The organism is Thauera sp. AutoDN2 (assembly GCF_051280715.1).
Taxonomy (GTDB): Bacteria; Pseudomonadota; Gammaproteobacteria; order Burkholderiales; family Rhodocyclaceae; genus Thauera.
Genome location: NZ_JBNCAR010000011.1, coordinates 12,212 through 30,093 on the forward strand (window position 1 = coordinate 12,212; position 17,882 = coordinate 30,093).

Genomic DNA, 17,882 nt, shown 5'->3' on the forward strand with positions numbered 1-17,882 from the left:
TGGGAGGGCTGTAATGGAACAGATGAGCGTGACCCAGTTTGCCGGCGAACTGAAGATGCCGGCTGTGGCGCTGCTCGAGCAGTTGAAGCGCGCCGGTGTCGAGAAGACCAGTGCGGCGGATCTGCTGACCGAACAGGACAAGGCGAAGCTGCTGGAATTTCTGCGGCGTTCGCACGGCGACACCCAACCGAAGGGCAAGATCACCCTTACCCGGAAGGAAACTACCGAGATTCGTGCCACCGACTCCACCGGTCGTGCGCGCACAGTGCAAGTGGAGGTGCGCAAGAAACGCACTTTCGTGAAGCGAGATGAACTGGCCGAACAGGCTGCGGCGGTCGCCGCAGAGACGGAAGACGCCGTTGCCGCAACCGTCGCTGGTGAGGTTTCCGCGCCGGTCGAGTTGGCGCCCGTCGCTGCTGTCGAGCAGGCTCCGGCTCCGCAAGCGCCTGAGGAGACGGTTGCCGAGCTTGCACCGCCTGAGCCCGCGAACGTGGCTGAGGTTGTCGCGCCGGAGGCCCCAGTGCAGTCGCCCGTCGAGGCAGAGTCCAAGGCCGATGCACCTCAGGAGGTGCCTGCAGCGGTCGAGAGCGCCGAAGCTGCCGAGCCGGTCGTTGCTACGGCCGCAGGCAACGATCGCAAGCGTGGCAAGCCGCGCAGCGAGGCGCCGGTCGAAGCGCCTGCCGTCACGACCGTTCTGAGCAAGCCCTTGCCGCTGTCGGAGATCCTCAGCGAGGAAGAGATCGCGGCGCGAAAGCGCGACGAGGAGCGTCAGCGCGCGCTGAAGGAGCGCCAGGCAGCCGACCTGCGCGCCCGACAGGAGCGGGAAGCTGCGGCGCGTGCAGCATCCGAGGCGCGCAAGGCCGAGGAGGAAGCCCGCCTGCGTGCGGAACAGCAGAAGAAGGACGAGCCCGCCAAGGCGGCAAAGCCGACCACCGGCACCCTGCATCGTCCGGCCAAGACCGAGGACAAGGCGCCCGCGACGCGTGAGGGCAAGCGCAGCCCGGCGGCGCCGGCCCGCGAAGCCGACGCGGCGAGCAAGCGCCGTGGCGGCATGAAGACGCGCGGCGAAGTCGGTGCGGGCAGCGGTTGGCGTGGTGCGGGCAAGGGTGGTGGACGAAATGCCCGTCGGCAGGACGATCGCACCAACTTCCAGGCGCCTACCGAGCCGATCGTGCGCGAAGTGCACGTGCCCGAAACCATCACCGTGGCCGATCTGGCACACAAGATGGCGGTCAAGGCAACCGAAGTGATCAAGGCCCTGATGAAGATGGGCTCGATGGTCACGATCAACCAGGTGCTGGACCAGGAAACCGCGATGATCATCGTCGAGGAAATGGGGCACGTTGCCGTCGCCGCCAAACTCGACGACCCGGATGCCTTCCTGGAAGAGCATGAAGCACACAAGGACGCAGAAGTCCTGCCGCGCGCACCGGTCGTCACCGTCATGGGTCACGTCGACCACGGCAAGACCTCGCTGCTGGACTACATCCGTACCGCGAAGGTGGCGGCCGGTGAATTCGGCGGCATCACGCAGCATATCGGTGCCTACCACGTCGAGACTGCGCGTGGCATGGTCACCTTCCTCGATACCCCGGGTCACGAGGCGTTCACGGCCATGCGTGCCCGCGGTGCGAAAGCGACCGACATCGTCATCCTGGTGGTTGCCGCCGACGACGGCGTGATGCCGCAGACGCGCGAGGCCATCCACCATGCGAAGGCGGCCGGTGTGCCGCTGGTCGTTGCGATCAACAAGATCGACAAGCCCGAGGCCAACCCGGATCGGGTTACGCAGGAATTGATCGCGGAAGAGGTCATCCCCGAGGCCTACGGCGGCGACACCATGTTCGTGCCGGTTTCGGCCAAGAAGGGTATCGGCATCGACGAGCTGCTCGAAGCGGTGCTGCTGCAGGCCGAGGTGCTGGAGTTGACTGCGCCGAAGGATACCCCTGCAAAGGGCCTGATCATCGAGGCACGCCTGGACAAGGGTCGTGGCCCGGTCGCTTCCCTGCTGGTGCAGTCCGGCACGCTGCGCAAAGGCGACGTGCTGCTGGCCGGCGCTACCTTCGGCCGCATCCGCGCGATGCTGGACGAGAATGGCAAGCAGATCGAGGAAGCCGGCCCCTCCATTCCGGTCGAGATCCTCGGTCTGTCGGATGTGCCTTCTGCCGGAGACGAGGCGATTGCGCTCACCGACGAGAAGAAGGCGCGCGAGATCGCCCTCTTCCGCCAGGGCAAGTATCGCGACGTGAAGCTCGCGAAGCAGCAGGCGGCGAAGCTCGAGACGCTGATGGACCAGATGACGGAGGGCGAGGTCAAGACCCTGCCGCTGATCATCAAGGCCGACGTGCAGGGTTCGCAGGAAGCGCTGGTGCAATCGCTGCAGAAGCTCTCCACCGACGAGGTCCGCGTCAATGTCATCCACGGCGCGGTGGGCGCGATCAGCGAATCCGACGTCAACCTGGCGCAGGCCTCGGGTGCAGTCATCATCGGCTTCAATACCCGCGCCGATGCAGGTGCGCGCAAGCTGGCCGAGACGTTCGACGTCGATATCCGTTACTACAACATCATCTATGACGCAGTGGATGAGGTAAGAGCGGCGCTGTCCGGCATGCTGGCACCGGAGAAACGCGAGGAAGTGATTGGCCTGGTCGAGATCCGCCAGGTGTTCACGATCTCCAAGGTCGGCTCGATCGCGGGCTGCTACGTGCTCGAAGGCGTGGTGCGGCGCGGTTCGCATGTCCGTCTGCTGCGTAACCACACCGTCGTGTGGACCGGTGAGCTCGAATCGCTCAAGCGCTTCAAGGACGACGTCAAGGAAGTCAAGTTCGGTTACGAGTGCGGTCTGCAGCTCAGGAACTACAACGACATCCATGAAGGCGACCAGCTTGAGGTGTTCGAGATCAAGGAAGTCGCGAGGACCCTGTAAGCGATGCCCAAGGAGTATTCCCGCAGCCAGCGCGTGGTGGAGCAGATCCGCCGCGAGCTGGCGGAGCTGATCCGGCTCGAAGTCAAGGATCCACGTGTCGGCTTCATTACCCTGACCGACGTCGAGATCACGCCCGACTACGCCCATGCCAAGGTGTATTTCACCAACATGACTGGCGAGGACGACGTGCCCGAGATCCTGCAGGGTCTGCGCCGCGCCAGTGGCTTCCTGCGGCGTGAGCTCGGCCGTCGCATCCGCATCCACACCATCCCGGAACTGCATTTTCACTACGACCGCTCGGTGGAAGAGGGCTCGCGTCTCTCCCAGCTGATCGATGCGGTGGTCAAGGACGACGAAGCGCGGCACGAGGGTGAAGGCAATGGCGCCGACGACAGGGATGGGCGCTGATTCCGTGGTGGAGGCAGCCACGCCGGCGAGACGTCCGCGTCAGATACAGCGCAAGATCCCCCGTCGCCAGGTCGACGGTGTGCTTCTGCTCGACAAGCCGCAGGGCGTGAGCTCGAACGGTGCCTTGCAGACGGCGCGTCGCTTGCTCAATGCCGCCAAGGCTGGCCACACCGGCACCTTGGACCCGATGGCGAGCGGCCTGCTGCCGCTCACCTTCGGTGAGGCCACCAAGTTCTCGCAGATGCTGCTGGATGCCGACAAGACCTACGAGGCCGACGTGTTGCTCGGGGTGGAAACGGACAGCGGCGATGCCGAGGGCAGGGTGCTCGCGACGCACCCGGTCGCTGTAGATCGGGCCCGGCTTGAGCGTGTGCTGGAGCGCTTTCGCGGTCCGATCGAACAGGTGCCGCCGATGTTTTCGGCGCTCAAGCGCGACGGCAAGGCGCTGTACGTATACGCACGCGAGGGCATCGAGCTCGAGCGCGAAGCGCGCCAGGTTACGATCCACGCGCTCGATCTGCTCGACTTCGCGGGCGACCGCTTCCGCCTTCGCGTTCATTGCAGCAAGGGCACCTACATCCGCAGCCTCGCCATGGACATTGGCGCTGCGCTGGGCTGCGGCGCGCATCTGACCGCGCTGCGGCGTACCGGAATCGGTCGCTTCACGCTGCAGGGGGCAGTCTCGCTCGCGGCGCTCGAAGCGACGGCGGACGCCGGCCGCGAGGCCTTGTTGGCACCGGTGGACGCCCTGGTTGCCGAGTTCCCGCGACTGGACCTTGACCAGGCCGGCGCGATTGCGCTGCTGCAGGGCAGGGTTCTCGAGCTCGGCCTTGAAGGGGGGGAGGGCGTGCTGCGGGTATTCGGACCCCAGGGTTTCCTCGGCCTGGCCGCGCGGCAGCACGACGGACGGCTTGCCGCGAAGCGGCTGATCGCGACCTGCGGCGACAAGCTCGCCGCAAATGCGTGATTTCGATTGAATTCGTCGAACGCTTTTGGGTATAATCCGGCGCTTCTGATTGGCAGAAAAACACGAGTAAAGACACACATGGCTCTTGATACCGCATCCAAGTCGCAGATCGTCTCCGACTTCCAGCGCGCCCAGGGCGACACCGGCTCGCCGGAAGTCCAGGTTGCACTCCTGACCGCCCGCATCAACGGGCTTGCCCCCCACTTCAAGGCTCACGGCAAGGATCATCACTCCCGCCGCGGCCTGCTGAAGATGGTTAGCCAGCGCCGCAAGCTGCTGGACTACCTGAAAGGCCGCAACGCTGACAGCTACCGCAATCTGATCGAGCGTCTGGGCCTGCGCAAGTAATTGCCGTCCATGACGAGCCAGACAGCGCCGATCAGGGCGAAGTAAGCCAGCAAAGCCGGTGTGTGCCCCTGCGGCCTCACCGGCTTTTTGCCATACAGGCTTCCCGCACGCAGATCCTGCATCGACCGACCTGTCCGGGCCCGTCTTTTCGCGGTGCTCTGGCCTCCGCCTTGGAAAGCCCGCCACAAGCAGTTGTAGTTCGCTGCATCCATCGAATAAGGAAAAGAACCTTGCCTACCGCAATCAAGAAAACCTTCGCCTACGGTGCCCACACCGTCACCCTGGAAACCGGCGAGGTCGCCCGCCAGGCCGGCGGCGCCGTCATCGTGAACATGGACGAGACCGTGGTGCTGGCCACCGTGGTTGGCGCCAAGGAAGCCCGCCCGGGCCAGGACTTCTTCCCGCTCACCGTCGACTACGTCGAGAAGTTCTACGCTGCGGGCCGTATCCCCGGTGGCTTCTTCAAGCGCGAAGGTCGTCCGAGCGAGAAGGAAATCCTCACCTCGCGCCTGATCGATCGTCCGATCCGCCCGCTCTTCCCTGAAGGCTTCATGAACGAAGTCCAGGTTATCGTCACCGTGCTGTCGCTGAACCCAGAGATCGATTCCGACATCCCGGCGATGATCGGTGCCTCGGCCGCGTTGGCGATCTCCGGTCTGCCCTTCAACGGCCCGGTCGGGGCCGCGCGCGTCGGTTACCTGGATGGCAAGTACGTCCTCAATCCGACTGCCACCGAACTGCAGTCCAGCCAGATGAACCTGGTTGTGGCAGGCACCCAGACCGCAGTGCTGATGGTTGAGTCCGAAGCCCAGGAACTGGCGGAAGACGTGATGCTTGGCGCCGTGGTGTTCGGTCACGAGCAGATGCAGACCGCCATCCAGGCCATCAACGAACTGGTCGAGGTTGCCGGCAAGCCCGAGTGGGACTGGCAGGCGCCGCCCGCCAACGAGGCGCTGATCGCGAAGGTCAACGAACTCGCCAAGGGCGAGATGGAGGAGGCCTTCCGCATCACCAGCAAGCAGGAGCGCTCGGCCCGTCTGTCCGAGATCCGCAAGCGCGTGATCGGCCAGCTCACCGAAGGCGTGGAGAACGCACCCTCGGTCAACGAGATCAAGGACATCTTCTTCAACCTCGAGTCGGGCATCGTCCGCAGCCGCATCCTCAATGGCGAGCCGCGCATCGATGGCCGTAACACCCGCACGGTGCGTCCGATCGAGATCCGCACCGGCGTGCTGCCGCGTACCCACGGCTCGGCGCTGTTCACCCGTGGCGAAACCCAGGCGCTGGTCGTGGCCACGCTGGGCACGGGCCGCGACGAGCAGATCATCGACGCCATTGCTGGTGAGTACAAGGAGCGCTTCCTGCTCCACTACAACTTCCCGCCGTTCTGCACCGGCGAGACCGGCCGCTTCGGCATCACCAAGCGTCGTGAAGTGGGCCATGGCCGCCTGGCCAAGCGCTCGCTCGTCGCCATGCTGCCGAAGGCGGAAGAGTTTTCCTACACCGTGCGCGTGGTTTCCGAGATCACGGAATCCAACGGTTCCTCGTCGATGGCCTCGGTGTGCGGCGGCTCTCTCGCCATGATGGACGCCGGCGTACCGCTTAAGAACCACGTCGCCGGCATTGCCATGGGCCTGATCAAGGACGGTAACCGCTTCGCGGTGCTGACCGACATCCTGGGCGACGAGGACCACCTTGGCGACATGGACTTCAAGGTCGCCGGTACCGAGAACGGCATCACCGGCCTGCAGATGGACATCAAGATCCAGGGCATCACCAAGGAGATCATGCACGCCGCGCTGGAGCAGGCCAAGGAAGGCCGCCTGCACATCCTCGGTCTGATGCAGCAGGCTCTGAGCAGCAGCCGTGGCGAGGTGTCCGAGTACGCTCCGCGCATGATCAACATGAAGATCAACCCCGAGAAGATCCGCGACGTGATCGGCAAGGGCGGTGCGGTGATTCGCGCGATGCAGGAAGAGACGGGTACGGTGATCGAGATCGAGGATGACGGTTCGATCAAGATCTCGTCGGTCAGCGCCGAGGGAGCCCAGGCCGCGAAGGCGAAGATCGAAGCGATCACCGCCGAAGTCGAGGTGGGCAAGGTCTACGAAGGTCCTGTGGTGCGCCTGCTTGACTTTGGCGCGATCGTGAACATCATGCCGGGCCGCGACGGCTTGCTGCACGTTTCGCAGATCGCCAACGAGCGCGTCAACAACGTGTCGGACTACGTCAAGGAAGGTCAGGTCGTGCGCGTCAAGGTGCTCGAGACCGATGAGCGCGGCAAGATCCGTCTCAGCATGAAGGCCCTGCTGAACGACAGCGCCGCGTGATGAGGTGGCAGCGGGTCATCCGCTGCACGCCGTAGAAACGAAGAAGGACGCCTCGGCGTCCTTCTTCGTTTTGAATCCCAGCTAGCTTCGGCCGGCGCGGCCTGAAGACTTGAAAAAAGGGGTGCCTCGGCGCCCCTTGTCGATGGTGAAGCCAGTCGTGCCTTATTTGGCGACCTGGCGTTCGCGCATTTCCTCGAGCGTCTTGCAATCGATACACATTGTTGCGGTCGGTCGCGCCTCCAGGCGCTTGAGACCGATCTCGACGCCACAGCTGTCGCAATAGCCGTATTCGCCCTCGTTGATGCGGCCAATCGCCTCGTCGATCTTCTTGATGAGCTTGCGTTCGCGGTCGCGGTTGCGCAGTTCGAGAGCGATGTCGGACTCCTGGCTCGCGCGATCGTTGGGGTCGGCAAAGACAGTGGCTTCGTCCTGCATGGTATGGACCGTACGCTCGATGTCATCCACGAGCTCGGCCTTGAGCGAATTCAGGATTTCGCGGAAGTGGGCCAGCTGCTTCTCGCTCATGTACTCCTCGCCAGCGGCTGGGACGTAGGGCGGGAATTGCTTGTGCAGGGTATCGTCGGCCATGGATCAGCTTCCGTAGATGGTCAATGAAGGGAGCGGACTTAATAGCAGAATCGGCTTGAGGCAGCAAGCCGAAGATCCGCCGACGATCTGCAGCAGGTCAGCCGTGGGAGCGTGATTTTGGGGGCGACCCGTGCGGGCCCGACTGGTGTGGCGGGGAGGCAGGGCTTAACATCACGGCTGACTTGAACCGGAGATTCTCATGGCCTCTTCCTCGGACAGCGTGAGCATGGCGCTATTCTGCGACTTCGAGAACGTCGCGCTCGGTGTGCGCGATGCGAAGTACGAGAAGTTCGACATCAAGCGCGTGCTCGAACGCTTGCTGCTGAAGGGCAGCATCGTGGTCAAGAAGGCGTATTGCGACTGGGATCGCTACAAGAGTTTCAAGGCCGCCATGCATGAGGCGAACTTCGAACTCATCGAGATTCCCCACGTGCGGCAGTCGGGGAAGAATTCCGCGGACATCCGGCTTGTGGTCGATGCTCTGGACCTCTGCTATACCAAGTCGCACGTAGATACCTTCGTGATCATCAGTGGCGATTCTGATTTTTCCCCGCTGGTTTCCAAGCTGCGGGAGAACGCGAAGCAGGTCATTGGCGTAGGGGTCAAGCAGTCGACCTCGGACCTGCTGATCGCCAACTGTGACGAGTTCATTTTCTACGATGACCTCGTGCGTGACAGCCAGCGCAATGCCGCGAAGCGCGAGGCGCGGGATGCCGTGTCGGGGAGTCGGCGCTCGGCGGAGGAAGAGAAGCTTGGGCGCGAGGAGCTCGAGGTGCGCCGGGCCAAGGCGATCGATATTGCGGTCGAAACCTTCGAAGCGTTGCTGGCCGAGCGCGGCGAAAGCGGCAAGATCTGGGCGTCGATGCTCAAGGAGGCAATCAAGCGCCGCAAGCCCGATTTCAATGAGAGCTACTTTGGCTTCCGTGCCTTCGGCAACCTGCTCGAAGAAGCGCAGACGCGCCGTTTGCTCGAGCTTGGCCGTGACGAGAAGTCGGGTACGTATGTGAGTCGTGCTCCCAGCACTGGAGGTGCTGTTTCCGATTCAACATACGCGACATCGGAACGCCAGTCGCCAGCGGCCGCGCAGGCGGGGTGCGTACCCGCGGAGGCGCAGGCTGCGAGCGATAACGGCGAGGCGACAGAGGGAGCGGGCAGGGCGCGTCGTGGTCGTTCGCGTAGCCGCGGGGCTGCAGCCAGGCCCGAAACGCCTACCGAGGTTTTGGCGGAAGTTGCCCTTGTCGAGGGTTCAGCGGCAGCGGAGGTGCCAACCGGCCTGCGCGTCGAAGAGGCTGCTGCCTCCTCGACGGAAGCCAGTGCAGCCGTTCCGGCGGATAGGGAGGGGCAGGAGCCTGCTCGCACGATGCCGCCTGCCCCGTCGAGCGCCCGCTCTTCCCGCGGGCGGCGCGCCCGTGCCGCCGTGGCTGAAACCGATGCGCCCCTCGTGGCACCGGCCAAGGCCGACAACCCTCCGGCGGCCGACAGTTCGCCTGCAGGCGCAGCCGCTGTGAAGGGTGAGAAGGGATCAAGGGCGCAAAAGGGGACGAGAGGGACAAAGAAGGAGACCGGGCGGGCGCAGAAGGCCAAGGCCTCTGGCCCTGCTGATCAGCCGGCGGAGTCGGCGTCCTCGCCCGCCGCGGTGAAGCATGGGAACGGGGCCGAGGTGGAGGTGCACGCCTCGTCTCAGTTGGCGGTCGTTGCCACCAAGGCGGACAGCGATGAAACAGTTGGTGGTGGCGGGCGTAAGGGGGCATCGAAGCCCCGGCGCACGCGCAAGCCGAAGCCCGAGTCGGCGGAGTGACCCCCGGCGATCGCAGTCCGAACGGCGAGGCCCGCCCCGGCGCGCTCGAAACGCGGGGCGGATGGCCCTATCCGCGCTGGATCGCGCATCGGGGTGCAGGGTTGCTGGCGCCTGAGAACACCATTGCTGCGTTCCGTGCGGGTGCGGCGAATGGTTTTCGCATGTTCGAGTGTGATGCCCGCCTGAGCGCTGACGGCGAAGTGTTCCTGCTCCATGATGATCTGCTGGAACGCACGACCGATGGCCATGGTGCTGCGGTCGAGTTCGGTTGGGCGGCCCTGTCCAGGCTCGATGCGGGCAGCTGGCACGGGCCGGGTTACGCGGGCGAGAGGCTCCCGACGCTCGCCGGGGTCATTCAGGAGTGCGAGGCGCATGGCTGGATGCTGAATGTCGAGATCAAGCCTGCGCCCGGTGACGAAGAGCGCACAGGCCGGCGTGTAGGTGAGGTGCTTCGTGCGCAGTGGCGATCGGCACCGCCCCCCTTGCTGAGCTCCTTTTCGCTACCCGCGCTCGCGGCGGCGGCGAGCGCTGCGCCCGGGGTGCCGAGGGCCTTGCTCTGCGAACGACTGGTGCCGGGTTGGCGCAGTTGCGCTGCACGTCTGGGCTGCGTCGCCATCGTCGCCGCGCAGGCGGCGTGGAACGAGGAGACTGCGAAGGCGGTCGCTGAGGCCGGGTTCCGCCGGCTGGCCTATACCGTCAACACGGATGCCGAGGCGGCCCGCCTGGCGGCACTCGGCCTCGAAGGCCTGATCACCGACAGGGTCGATCACTTCCCGGGTTGAGCCTGTTGCCGGGCATTGCATCCGGGTAGTGCGGAACTCGCGGGGATCCGGCTCGCTCTACCGGTGGTTGCCATCTCCCGGATACTCATCATGCGTGCTCGTTCAAGTCTGGGGGCAGTCGTGCTCTCGGCGGCCCTTTTGATCTCCCTGTCTGCGCAGGCTGCGGTGGCGTCCGAGCAAACCGCCTGTCTGGCGCCCGGCAACTGGGCACGTGTCGACGGCGCGACACCACAGCTGGTGGCGCCGACCGGTCTGCTGATGGCCATGGGGCAGCGCGACGTCGTCCTCCTTGGCGAGCAGCACGACGACATGGATCACCATCGCTGGCAGTTGCATACCCTTGCAGCCTTGCACGCCCAGCGTCCGCACATGGTCATCGGCTTCGAAATGTTTCCTCGCCGGGCGCAGGCGGTGCTGGATCGCTGGGTGGCTGGAGAACTCGGCGAGGCTGAGTTCCTTTCCCTGAGTGAGTGGGACGAAGTGTGGAGCATGCCGGCAGAACTGTATCTGCCGCTTTTCCATTTCGCTCGCCTGCACCGCATCCCGATGCTGGCCCTCAATGTGGATGCATCGGTAACGCGCGGGATCGCGGAACGCGGTCGGGCGGCGATGGACGCGTCCGAACTGGAGGGGGTGGGGCGCCCGGCCGAGCCGGTGCCGGACTACATGGCCTTCCTGCGTGAAGTGCACGGCCACCACGCGGTGGCGCGCGACGAAGACAAGTTGGAGGCGGAGGGTGAGCGTGCCTTCCGCAACTTCGTGGACTCCCAGTTGAACTGGGACCGTGCAATGGCCGAGGCGCTGCTGGAGGGGCGCCGTCGCCATGCCGCGGCCGATGGCAGCCTGCCGCTTGCCGTCGGCATCCTCGGTAGCGGACACGTCCGTTTTGGGTATGGCGTGGCGCATCAACTGCGCGACCTGGGGGAGTACAGCATCGGGCAACTCCTGCCGGTACCTGCAGGCGTTCCGTGTGCCAGCCTGCCATCCGGCCTGGCGGACGCCGTTTTTGCCGTGGATAGTGAACGCACTGCACCTCCACCGCCACCCCGTCTGGGCGTGTGGCTGGAGGAGGTGGAGGGCGGGGTGCGTTTGCGTGAGGTCAGATCGGGGAGTCTCGCGCAGCGCAGTGGGCTGAAGGCGGCCGATGTCGTCCTGGAGGCCGCGGGGCGGCCCGCACGCACCTCCCGGCAACTCGTGACGGCTGTGCGCGAGCAGCCTTCCGGCACGTGGTTGCCGCTGGTCGTGCAACGCGACGGTAGGCGTATTGACGTGGTGATCCGCTTCCCGCCCGAGGGTTGAGCGCGGAGTTTGGGTCGGCCGTGCCGGAAGTGTGGGATGTGTGATTCGTGCGGGAGGTCAGTGATCGGGGGAGAACGATGAATCGCTATTTCGCGAGCGGCCTGTGGCGCAGGTTTGCCTTGCTCGCCACGGCTTTGCTTTGCCTGTCCATTCCGGCGTCCGGTGTGGCGCGGCCGATTGCCGCCGGTCAGTTGATGCTGGACGTGGAACTGGACCCGGCCACACGGCAGATCGCCGTGCAGGCTGAGTGGCTTGCAGAGGATGCGCACTTTCGCTTCGTCCTGCATGAGTCACTGCGTCCGGTGTCGGCGCAGGCGGGGGCACGAGCGCTGCAGGTCCGTCTGCTTGGCGCGCGCGGGGCGCTGCGTGCCTGGGCGTTGGACAACCCCGCGGGCGAGGCGCTGGTGTTGCACTATGCGGGTACGCTGCCCGCGCTCGAGCAGGCGCGCGATCATCGTGGCGTACTGCAATCGATGCCGCCGATGGCCTCACCACAGGGGAGTTACCTCTCGGCGGGGAGCGCGTGGTATCCCCGTCCGGCGGATCTGTTCTCGTATGCGGTGAACCTCCGTGTGCGTGGCGCGCAGCGAGCGCTGGTGCCGGGGCGCCTGGTGGAGGAAAGCTTGCCGGCCCCCGCCGATGGCGTCTATCGTGCCCACTTTGTCTTTGAGCATCCGACGGACGGGATCGACCTGATGGCCGGCCCCTGGACGGTACGTGAGCGAACCGTCGCGCAGGACGACGGGCGCCCCTTGCGACTGCGCACCTACTTCCCGCCTGCGCTGGACGGTGAGCCCGGGCTCGCCGATGGCTATCTTGCGGACAGCCAGCGCTACATCGAGCGCTATTCGGGCCTCATCGGCGCCTATCCCTTCACCGAGTTCTCCGTGGTCGCGAGCCCGCTTCCCACCGGATTCGGCATGCCGACGCTGACCTACATCGGGGAACAGGTGTTGCGGCTGCCTTTTATCCGTGCCACCTCTCTTGGTCATGAGGTGCTGCACAACTGGTGGGGCAACGGGGTCATGGTGGATTACGCACGTGGAAACTGGTCCGAGGGCCTGACCACCTTCATGGCCGACTACGCGTACCGGGTAGACGACTCCGCGGCCCAGGCGCGGGAGATGCGCCTGGGGTGGATACGAGATTTTGCTGCGCTACCGGCAGACGCGCACGCGCCGCTTGCGGAGTTTCGGTCCCGCACCCATGGGGCTGCCGCTGCGATTGGCTATGGCAAGGCCGCGATGCTGTTCGTGATGCTGGAGGATGAGATCGGCGCGGAGGCGTTTTCGCATGCGATTCGTAGTTTCTGGACGCAGCACCGCTTCCGCACTGCAGGCTGGGAGGATCTGCGCGCTGCGTTCGAGCGGGCCGCGGGACGTTCTCTCGAGGGATTCTTCCGCCAGTGGCTGGAGCGCCGAGGGGGGGCTGCACCCGGCATCGAGCGCGCGTGGCTGGAACGGGCTGTTGAGGCCGGGCGCGATGCGCGCGTCCGCCTCGTGCTTACGCAACCTGCGCCGGCGTATGCGCTGCGTCTGGAGGTTCGTGCAAGTGCCAGTGATCTCTCCAGCACACGTTCGGTGGGCCTCTCGGAGACCCGCGCCGAGGCCGTCATCGATCTGCCCTTCGTGCCTGAAACGCTCAGCCTTGATCCCGATCTGCGACTCTGGCGCGTGCCCGAACCCGAGCAGCTGCCGCCCATCCTGCGGCAATGGATCGTCGCACCCCAGCCGCGCCTCGTGCTTGCCGATGCGCTTGCCTTACCGGGGGGCCTTGGGGTGAACGCAGCGGTGCGCCTCCCGGAGGCCGCGATCTCCGCTGCAGCGCGTGCGCTGGCGCAGCGCTTGTTCGAGCGGGAGGCCGTGATCGCGGGCTTCGAGGCCCTACATGTCGACGGCGGGCCGGTGCTGCTGATCGGCACTGTGCCTGCAGTGGAGCGCGCGTTGGCGCAGGCGGGGCTCCCGACACAGGTCGAGGGCATGCCGGCTGGAGGAAGCGCACGCGTGTGGACCGTCCGGCGCACGGAAGGGCCGCCCTTGGCGGTGGTGGCCGGGCAGGACGCGGCGGCACTTGAGGCGCTCGTGCGCCCGTTGCCCCACTACGGTGGCCAGAGCTGGCTGGTGTTCGACGGTGCGAAGCTTCTCGAGCGTGGCGTGTGGGTGGCGCCTGGGCGGATGGTCAAGGTGGAGCGTTGAGTTGCGCGGCCGGCAGATACGCACGCCGGATCCCGGTGGTGCGCGATGGTAGACTGCTCGCCCGGATAGTCGCCTTTCGCTGACAGAACCATGCTCTCCCGTTCGCTCCTGCTTGTCGCAGCCTTCTCGACCCTGGCCGTCTCTGCACCCGTCGCCGCAGATGAGGTGGCGTTCAAGTCCTGTGTCGCGGATCTGCGCGGCGAGGCGATCCGCCAAGGGGTGCGCGAAGAGGTGTTCGATGCGCAGATCGCCGATCTGGCGCCCGATATGGCCGTGCTTGGCTTTCTGGACGCCCAGCCGGAATTTGTCACGCCGATCTGGGATTACCTCGCCGCGCTGGTGGACGAAGAGCGTGTCACCGACGGCGCCGCGATGCTCTCCGAGTGGAAGACCGTGCTGGAGCGTGTCGAGGCCGAGTATGGCGTCGACCGCGCCACCGTGGTTGCCGTGTGGGGGGTGGAAAGCAACTACGGGCGCAACTTCGGCAGCCGGCCGCTGTTGAGCTCCCTGTCCACACTGTCCTGCTTCGGGCGGCGGCAAGCCTTCTTCCGCGGCGAGTTCATCACCACGCTCAAGATCGTCCAGGAAGGCCATGTTGCGCCCGAGCGTCTGACCGGCTCCTGGGCGGGTGCATTCGGGCATACGCAGTTCATGCCCTCGACGTTCATGCGCCTGGCGGTCGACTTCGATGGCGACGGGCGCCGCGACCTGGTCGACAGCGTACCGGATGCGCTGGCGTCGACCGCGAACTTCCTCAAGCGAGCGGGCTGGCGCAGCGATCTGCCGTGGGGATTCGAGGTTGGCTTGCCGGCCGGGATGAAGGTGTCCGACGCCGGGCGCAAGAACAAGCGTGCGGTTTCGGAATGGGTTGCGCGCGGAGTGAAGCGCCTGGATGGTCGCCCCATGCCGGCTGCTGGAACGCAAGCGGCTTTGCTCCTGCCGGCCGGCGAGGCAGGGCCGGCCTTCCTCATAACGCGCAATTTCGATGCGCTGTATTCCTACAACGCTGCCGAAAGCTACGGTCTTGCGATTGCGCATCTCTCCGACCGCCTGCGCGGCGGCCGGCCTTTCGTGACGCCCTGGCCCACCGAGGACCCCGGGCTTTCGCGCGCCGAGCGGCGCGAACTGCAGTCCTTGCTGATCTCACGGGGCCATGACATTGGCGAAGTGGACGGGATGATCGGCGCGCGCACGCGCGATGCGCTCAAGCTCGAGCAGACGCGGCTGGGACTGGAGCTTTCAGGGCGTGCCGGCCAACGCGCACTGCAGGCGTTGCGGGTGCGCTCCGAGGGCGTGCGCTAAGCCCGGCGGCTTGATCCGGACGAGCCGTGGCTTGACAGGGGCACCGGCACGGATCCGGATGCCGCTCGGTAGCATGGGCGGGATCTGAATGGACCCGCAGCGCTCAGGCGGGCTCGCGGCGGCGCTTGGCGCGCTCGATCCTCTTCGCCTCGTCGAGGGTGTCGACGAGGACCTCCTGTACGTAATCGAGGTGTTCCGAGGCCTTGCGCCGCGCGTCGTCGGCCCGGCCGTCGACGATTGCGCGGTACAGGGCCTCGTGCTGCGCGAGCAGCCTGTCGCGGACCACGCTACCGAGCGGCAGCATGCCGCCGATGTTCGTCACCACATTGTGTTCGAGCAGATCGAACAGACTGCGGATGGTGTGCAACAGCACGGCATTGTGGCTCGCCTCGGCGATTGCGAGATGGAAAAGGGCGTCGGTCCGGCCTTCCTCGCTGCGGCTGACGCGCCCCTGCTGCAGGTAGCAATCCTGCACGCGTTCGAAAGCGGCCTTCAGACGCTGACGGTCGAGGTCCGTGGCGCGTAGGGCCGCGTAGTAGGCGCAGGCCCCCTCCAATGTGTGGCGGAACTCGATGAGGTCGCGCTGGGCTTCCGGATTGTTCTCCAGCAGCTCGAGCATCGGGTCGCGGAAGGACGAACCCAAGGAGTCGCTGACGAAGGTTCCACCTCCATGACGGCTGATCAGTAGGCCGCGTGCGACAAGCTTCTGGATCGCCTCTCGGAGCGATGGACGTGAGACGCCGAAGTCCTCGGCCAGCGCACGCTCGGCGGGCAGGCGCTCGCCCGGGCGCAGGCTGCCTTCGAGGATCAGGGTTTCGATACGCTCCACGATGTCGTCAGAGAGTCTTCTTTGTTGCAAGGGGGTGGCTTTCATCAGGGGGTTCCGTGGAGGACTGCGTTCGTGCGGGGAGACGAAAACTGCTGCCGAATCTAGCGGCGCAGGGGGAGGAGGGCAAGTGCCGTCTTGCGTGCGGGCGAGGTGTACTGGATACGAGTTATGTGGCTATCGGAAAAGTTGATGAATTCCATTGACAGCTTCCGGTCGCTCCCCTAGTCTAGGTCACAACGTGGTGAAGTGGTAAGACCACTATCTATTTTCCAGTAGGACTTCTGAGGGGAAGGGGGAGAGTAAATGCGATTTTTTGTCACGATAGTCTTCGATGCGGACGCTGGCTGCCGCACGGTTGTGGGGGGGTGAGGGATGCAGCCCGGAACCCTTGCCCTGCTGGCGTTCTCGCCCATCCTGCTTGCGGCGATCCTGCTTGTCGGGCTGCGCTGGCCCGCAAAGCGGGCGATGCCTTTCGTCTATGTCGTCACCGCGTTGATCGCGCTCTTCGCCTGGGACATGAGCATCAATCGCGTGCTGGCTTCGACCCTCCAGGGGCTCGTGATCACGGTGGGCGTGCTGTGGATCATCTTCGGCGCCATCCTGCTGCTGAATACGCTCAAGTACTCCGGCGGCATTACCGCGATCCGGTCGGGCTTCGCCACGATCAGCCCTGATCGCCGCATCCAGGCCATCATCATCGCCTGGCTGTTCGGCTGCTTCATCGAGGGGGCGTCGGGATTCGGCACGCCAGCGGCGATCGCCGCACCGCTGTTGGTGGCGATCGGCTTTCCGGCGCTGGCGGCAGTGCTGCTGGGCATGCTGGTGCAGAGCACGCCGGTGTCGTTCGGTGCGGTGGGTACGCCAATCATCATCGGCGTGAATAGCGGGCTCGATACGGCGACCATCGGCGCCGAACTTTCTGCCAGGGGCTCGAGCTGGGAGGTGTTCCTGCAGCTCATCACCAGCAACGTGGCGATCATCCATGCGCTGGTCGGCACGGTGATGCCGTTGATCATGGCGATGATGCTGACCCGTTTCTTCGGGCGTGAGAAGAGCTGGAAGGCTGGCCTGGAGGTGCTGCCGTTCGCGCTCTTCGCCGGTGTTGCGTTCACCGTGCCGTATGCATTCACCGGTGTTTTCCTCGGGCCCGAATTCCCGTCCCTGCTGGGGGGGCTCGTCGGTCTGGCGATCGTCACCACGGCCGCGCGTGCGGGTTTCCTCGTGCCGAAGAAGGCGTGGGATTTCGCCGATGCAAAGGAGTGGCCGAGTGAATGGATGGGCAGTGTCGAGATGAAGCTCGATGCGCTGCCGAAACACCGCGAGATCGGCGTAATCCGCGCCTGGCTCCCGTACGTGCTGGTGGGAGCGCTGCTGGTGTTGAGTCGTGTGTTCCCGGAGGTTGGAAGTGCGCTCAAGGCGGTGGTGCTCAATTTCCCCAATCTGCTTGGCGAGAAGGGCGTGAGTGCGAATTTTCAGCCGCTCTACCTGCCTGGCGGGATCCTGGTGGCAGTGGTGTTGATCACCGTGTTCCTGCACGGCATGCATGCACGCTCGCTGGTGAAGGCGGTGGGCGAGTCCTCGCGGGTGCTGCTTGGCGCCGGATTCGTGCTGCTGTTCACCGTGCCGATGGTGCGCATCCTGATCAACTCCGGCGTCAATGCGGCAGATCTTCCGAGCATGCCGATCGCGATGGCGCAGTGGGTGGCCGACAGTGTCGGCAACGTCTATCCCCTGCTGGCACCCTCGGTCGGTGCGCTCGGTGCCTTCATCGCCGGCTCGAATACGGTGAGCAACATGATGCTGAGCCAGTTCCAGTTCGGGGTTGCGAACACGCTGGGTATTTCGGGGGCGCTGATCGTGGCGGTACAGGCGATCGGTGCTGCGGCCGGCAACATGGTGGCGATCCACAACGTGGTTGCGGCCTCCGCGACCGTGGGGCTGCTCGGCCGGGAGGGGGCAATCCTGCGCAAGACGTTCTGGCCGACCGTGTACTACGTGCTGATGACCGGCGCGATCGCGATGATCGCGATCTACGCGCTGGGTGTCAGCGACCCGCTGCTCGCTGCGGGGTGAAGGTGACGGGAGGCGGAATGGCCTCCCGCCATCAGTG

At 65.4% G+C, this 17,882-nt stretch carries 13 protein-coding genes; 11 read left to right on the plus strand and 2 right to left on the minus strand.

The window, feature by feature from the left end:
* The first annotated feature begins 13 nt into the window (after positions 1 to 13).
* The 5 genes from infB (at position 14) to pnp (ending at position 6,979) form a co-directional block, all read left to right on the plus strand.
* Positions 14 to 2,926 carry a translation initiation factor IF-2 gene (infB, locus tag ACPT9U_RS08405; RefSeq protein ID WP_435750577.1) on the plus strand — a complete coding sequence of 971 codons (2,913 nt, stop codon included), beginning with the start codon at positions 14 to 16 and terminating at the stop codon, positions 2,924 to 2,926.
* A 3-nt stretch (positions 2,927 to 2,929) separates the two neighbouring features.
* Entirely contained in the window at positions 2,930 to 3,334 is a 405-nt protein-coding gene (gene rbfA, locus ACPT9U_RS08410; RefSeq protein ID WP_435750578.1) for a 30S ribosome-binding factor RbfA, read from the plus strand.
* The gene (gene truB, locus ACPT9U_RS08415; protein WP_435750579.1) at positions 3,324 to 4,301 is read left to right on the plus strand and encodes a tRNA pseudouridine(55) synthase TruB; all 978 of its coding nucleotides are present in this window, start codon (positions 3,324 to 3,326) and stop codon (positions 4,299 to 4,301) included. Before rbfA ends, truB begins: the two co-directional genes overlap by 11 nt.
* 78 nt (positions 4,302 to 4,379) lie before the next feature.
* A complete protein-coding gene (gene rpsO, locus ACPT9U_RS08420; RefSeq protein ID WP_002926549.1) occupies positions 4,380 to 4,649 on the plus strand; it encodes a 30S ribosomal protein S15 in 270 nt (89 codons plus the stop codon).
* 230 nt (positions 4,650 to 4,879) lie between these two features.
* The gene (pnp, locus tag ACPT9U_RS08425; protein ID WP_435750580.1) at positions 4,880 to 6,979 is read left to right on the plus strand and encodes a polyribonucleotide nucleotidyltransferase; all 2,100 of its coding nucleotides are present in this window, start codon (positions 4,880 to 4,882) and stop codon (positions 6,977 to 6,979) included.
* A 162-nt stretch (positions 6,980 to 7,141) separates the two neighbouring features.
* Here pnp and dksA read toward each other — a convergent pair whose 3' ends face one another.
* A complete protein-coding gene (gene dksA, locus ACPT9U_RS08430; RefSeq protein WP_435750581.1) occupies positions 7,142 to 7,567 on the minus strand; it encodes an RNA polymerase-binding protein DksA in 426 nt (141 codons plus the stop codon).
* A gap of 199 nt (positions 7,568 to 7,766) precedes the next feature.
* On the opposite strand from dksA, the gene ACPT9U_RS08435 reads away from it, so the two are divergent.
* From ACPT9U_RS08435 to ACPT9U_RS08455, 5 genes are all read left to right on the plus strand, one after another.
* Complete coding sequence (locus ACPT9U_RS08435; protein ID WP_435750582.1) at positions 7,767 to 9,365, plus strand: NYN domain-containing protein; 1,599 nt, start codon at positions 7,767 to 7,769, stop codon at positions 9,363 to 9,365.
* The gene (gene ugpQ, locus ACPT9U_RS08440) at positions 9,362 to 10,147 is read left to right on the plus strand and encodes a glycerophosphodiester phosphodiesterase (protein ID WP_435750583.1); all 786 of its coding nucleotides are present in this window, start codon (positions 9,362 to 9,364) and stop codon (positions 10,145 to 10,147) included. Before ACPT9U_RS08435 ends, ugpQ begins: the two co-directional genes overlap by 4 nt.
* Positions 10,148 to 10,237: 90 nt before the next feature.
* The gene (locus ACPT9U_RS08445) at positions 10,238 to 11,446 is read left to right on the plus strand and encodes a ChaN family lipoprotein (RefSeq protein WP_435750584.1); all 1,209 of its coding nucleotides are present in this window, start codon (positions 10,238 to 10,240) and stop codon (positions 11,444 to 11,446) included.
* A 194-nt stretch (positions 11,447 to 11,640) separates the two neighbouring features.
* Positions 11,641 to 13,641, plus strand: coding sequence for a M1 family metallopeptidase (locus ACPT9U_RS08450; protein WP_435750627.1), 2,001 nt, complete (start codon positions 11,641 to 11,643; stop codon positions 13,639 to 13,641).
* Between the two features lie 90 nt (positions 13,642 to 13,731).
* Entirely contained in the window at positions 13,732 to 14,943 is a 1,212-nt protein-coding gene (locus ACPT9U_RS08455; RefSeq protein ID WP_435750585.1) for a lytic murein transglycosylase, read from the plus strand.
* Between the two features lie 103 nt (positions 14,944 to 15,046).
* Here ACPT9U_RS08455 and ACPT9U_RS08460 read toward each other — a convergent pair whose 3' ends face one another.
* Positions 15,047 to 15,817 (minus strand): GntR family transcriptional regulator, encoded by a 771-nt coding sequence (locus ACPT9U_RS08460; RefSeq protein WP_418362855.1) that lies wholly within the window; start codon positions 15,815 to 15,817, stop codon positions 15,047 to 15,049.
* Between the two features lie 327 nt (positions 15,818 to 16,144).
* Between ACPT9U_RS08460 and ACPT9U_RS08465 the strand changes: the two genes are divergently transcribed.
* Positions 16,145 to 17,845, plus strand: a complete 1,701-nt coding sequence (locus tag ACPT9U_RS08465; protein ID WP_418362854.1) for an L-lactate permease — start codon at positions 16,145 to 16,147, stop codon at positions 17,843 to 17,845.
* Positions 17,846 to 17,882 lie beyond the last annotated feature (37 nt).

Coding starts and splice junctions, on each gene's coding strand:
- infB (WP_435750577.1), top strand. CDS start 14: ATGGAACAGATGAGCGTGACCCAGTTTGCCGGCGAACTGAAGATGCCG.
- rbfA (WP_435750578.1), top strand. CDS start 2,930: ATGCCCAAGGAGTATTCCCGCAGCCAGCGCGTGGTGGAGCAGATCCGC.
- truB (WP_435750579.1), top strand. CDS start 3,324: ATGGGCGCTGATTCCGTGGTGGAGGCAGCCACGCCGGCGAGACGTCCG.
- rpsO (WP_002926549.1), top strand. CDS start 4,380: ATGGCTCTTGATACCGCATCCAAGTCGCAGATCGTCTCCGACTTCCAG.
- dksA (WP_435750581.1), bottom strand. CDS start 7,567: ATGGCCGACGATACCCTGCACAAGCAATTCCCGCCCTACGTCCCAGCC.
- ACPT9U_RS08435 (WP_435750582.1), top strand. CDS start 7,767: ATGGCCTCTTCCTCGGACAGCGTGAGCATGGCGCTATTCTGCGACTTC.
- ACPT9U_RS08445 (WP_435750584.1), top strand. CDS start 10,238: ATGCGTGCTCGTTCAAGTCTGGGGGCAGTCGTGCTCTCGGCGGCCCTT.
- ACPT9U_RS08450 (WP_435750627.1), top strand. CDS start 11,641: ATGCTGGACGTGGAACTGGACCCGGCCACACGGCAGATCGCCGTGCAG.
- ACPT9U_RS08455 (WP_435750585.1), top strand. CDS start 13,732: ATGCTCTCCCGTTCGCTCCTGCTTGTCGCAGCCTTCTCGACCCTGGCC.
- ACPT9U_RS08460 (WP_418362855.1), bottom strand. CDS start 15,817: ATGAAAGCCACCCCCTTGCAACAAAGAAGACTCTCTGACGACATCGTG.
- ACPT9U_RS08465 (WP_418362854.1), top strand. CDS start 16,145: ATGCAGCCCGGAACCCTTGCCCTGCTGGCGTTCTCGCCCATCCTGCTT.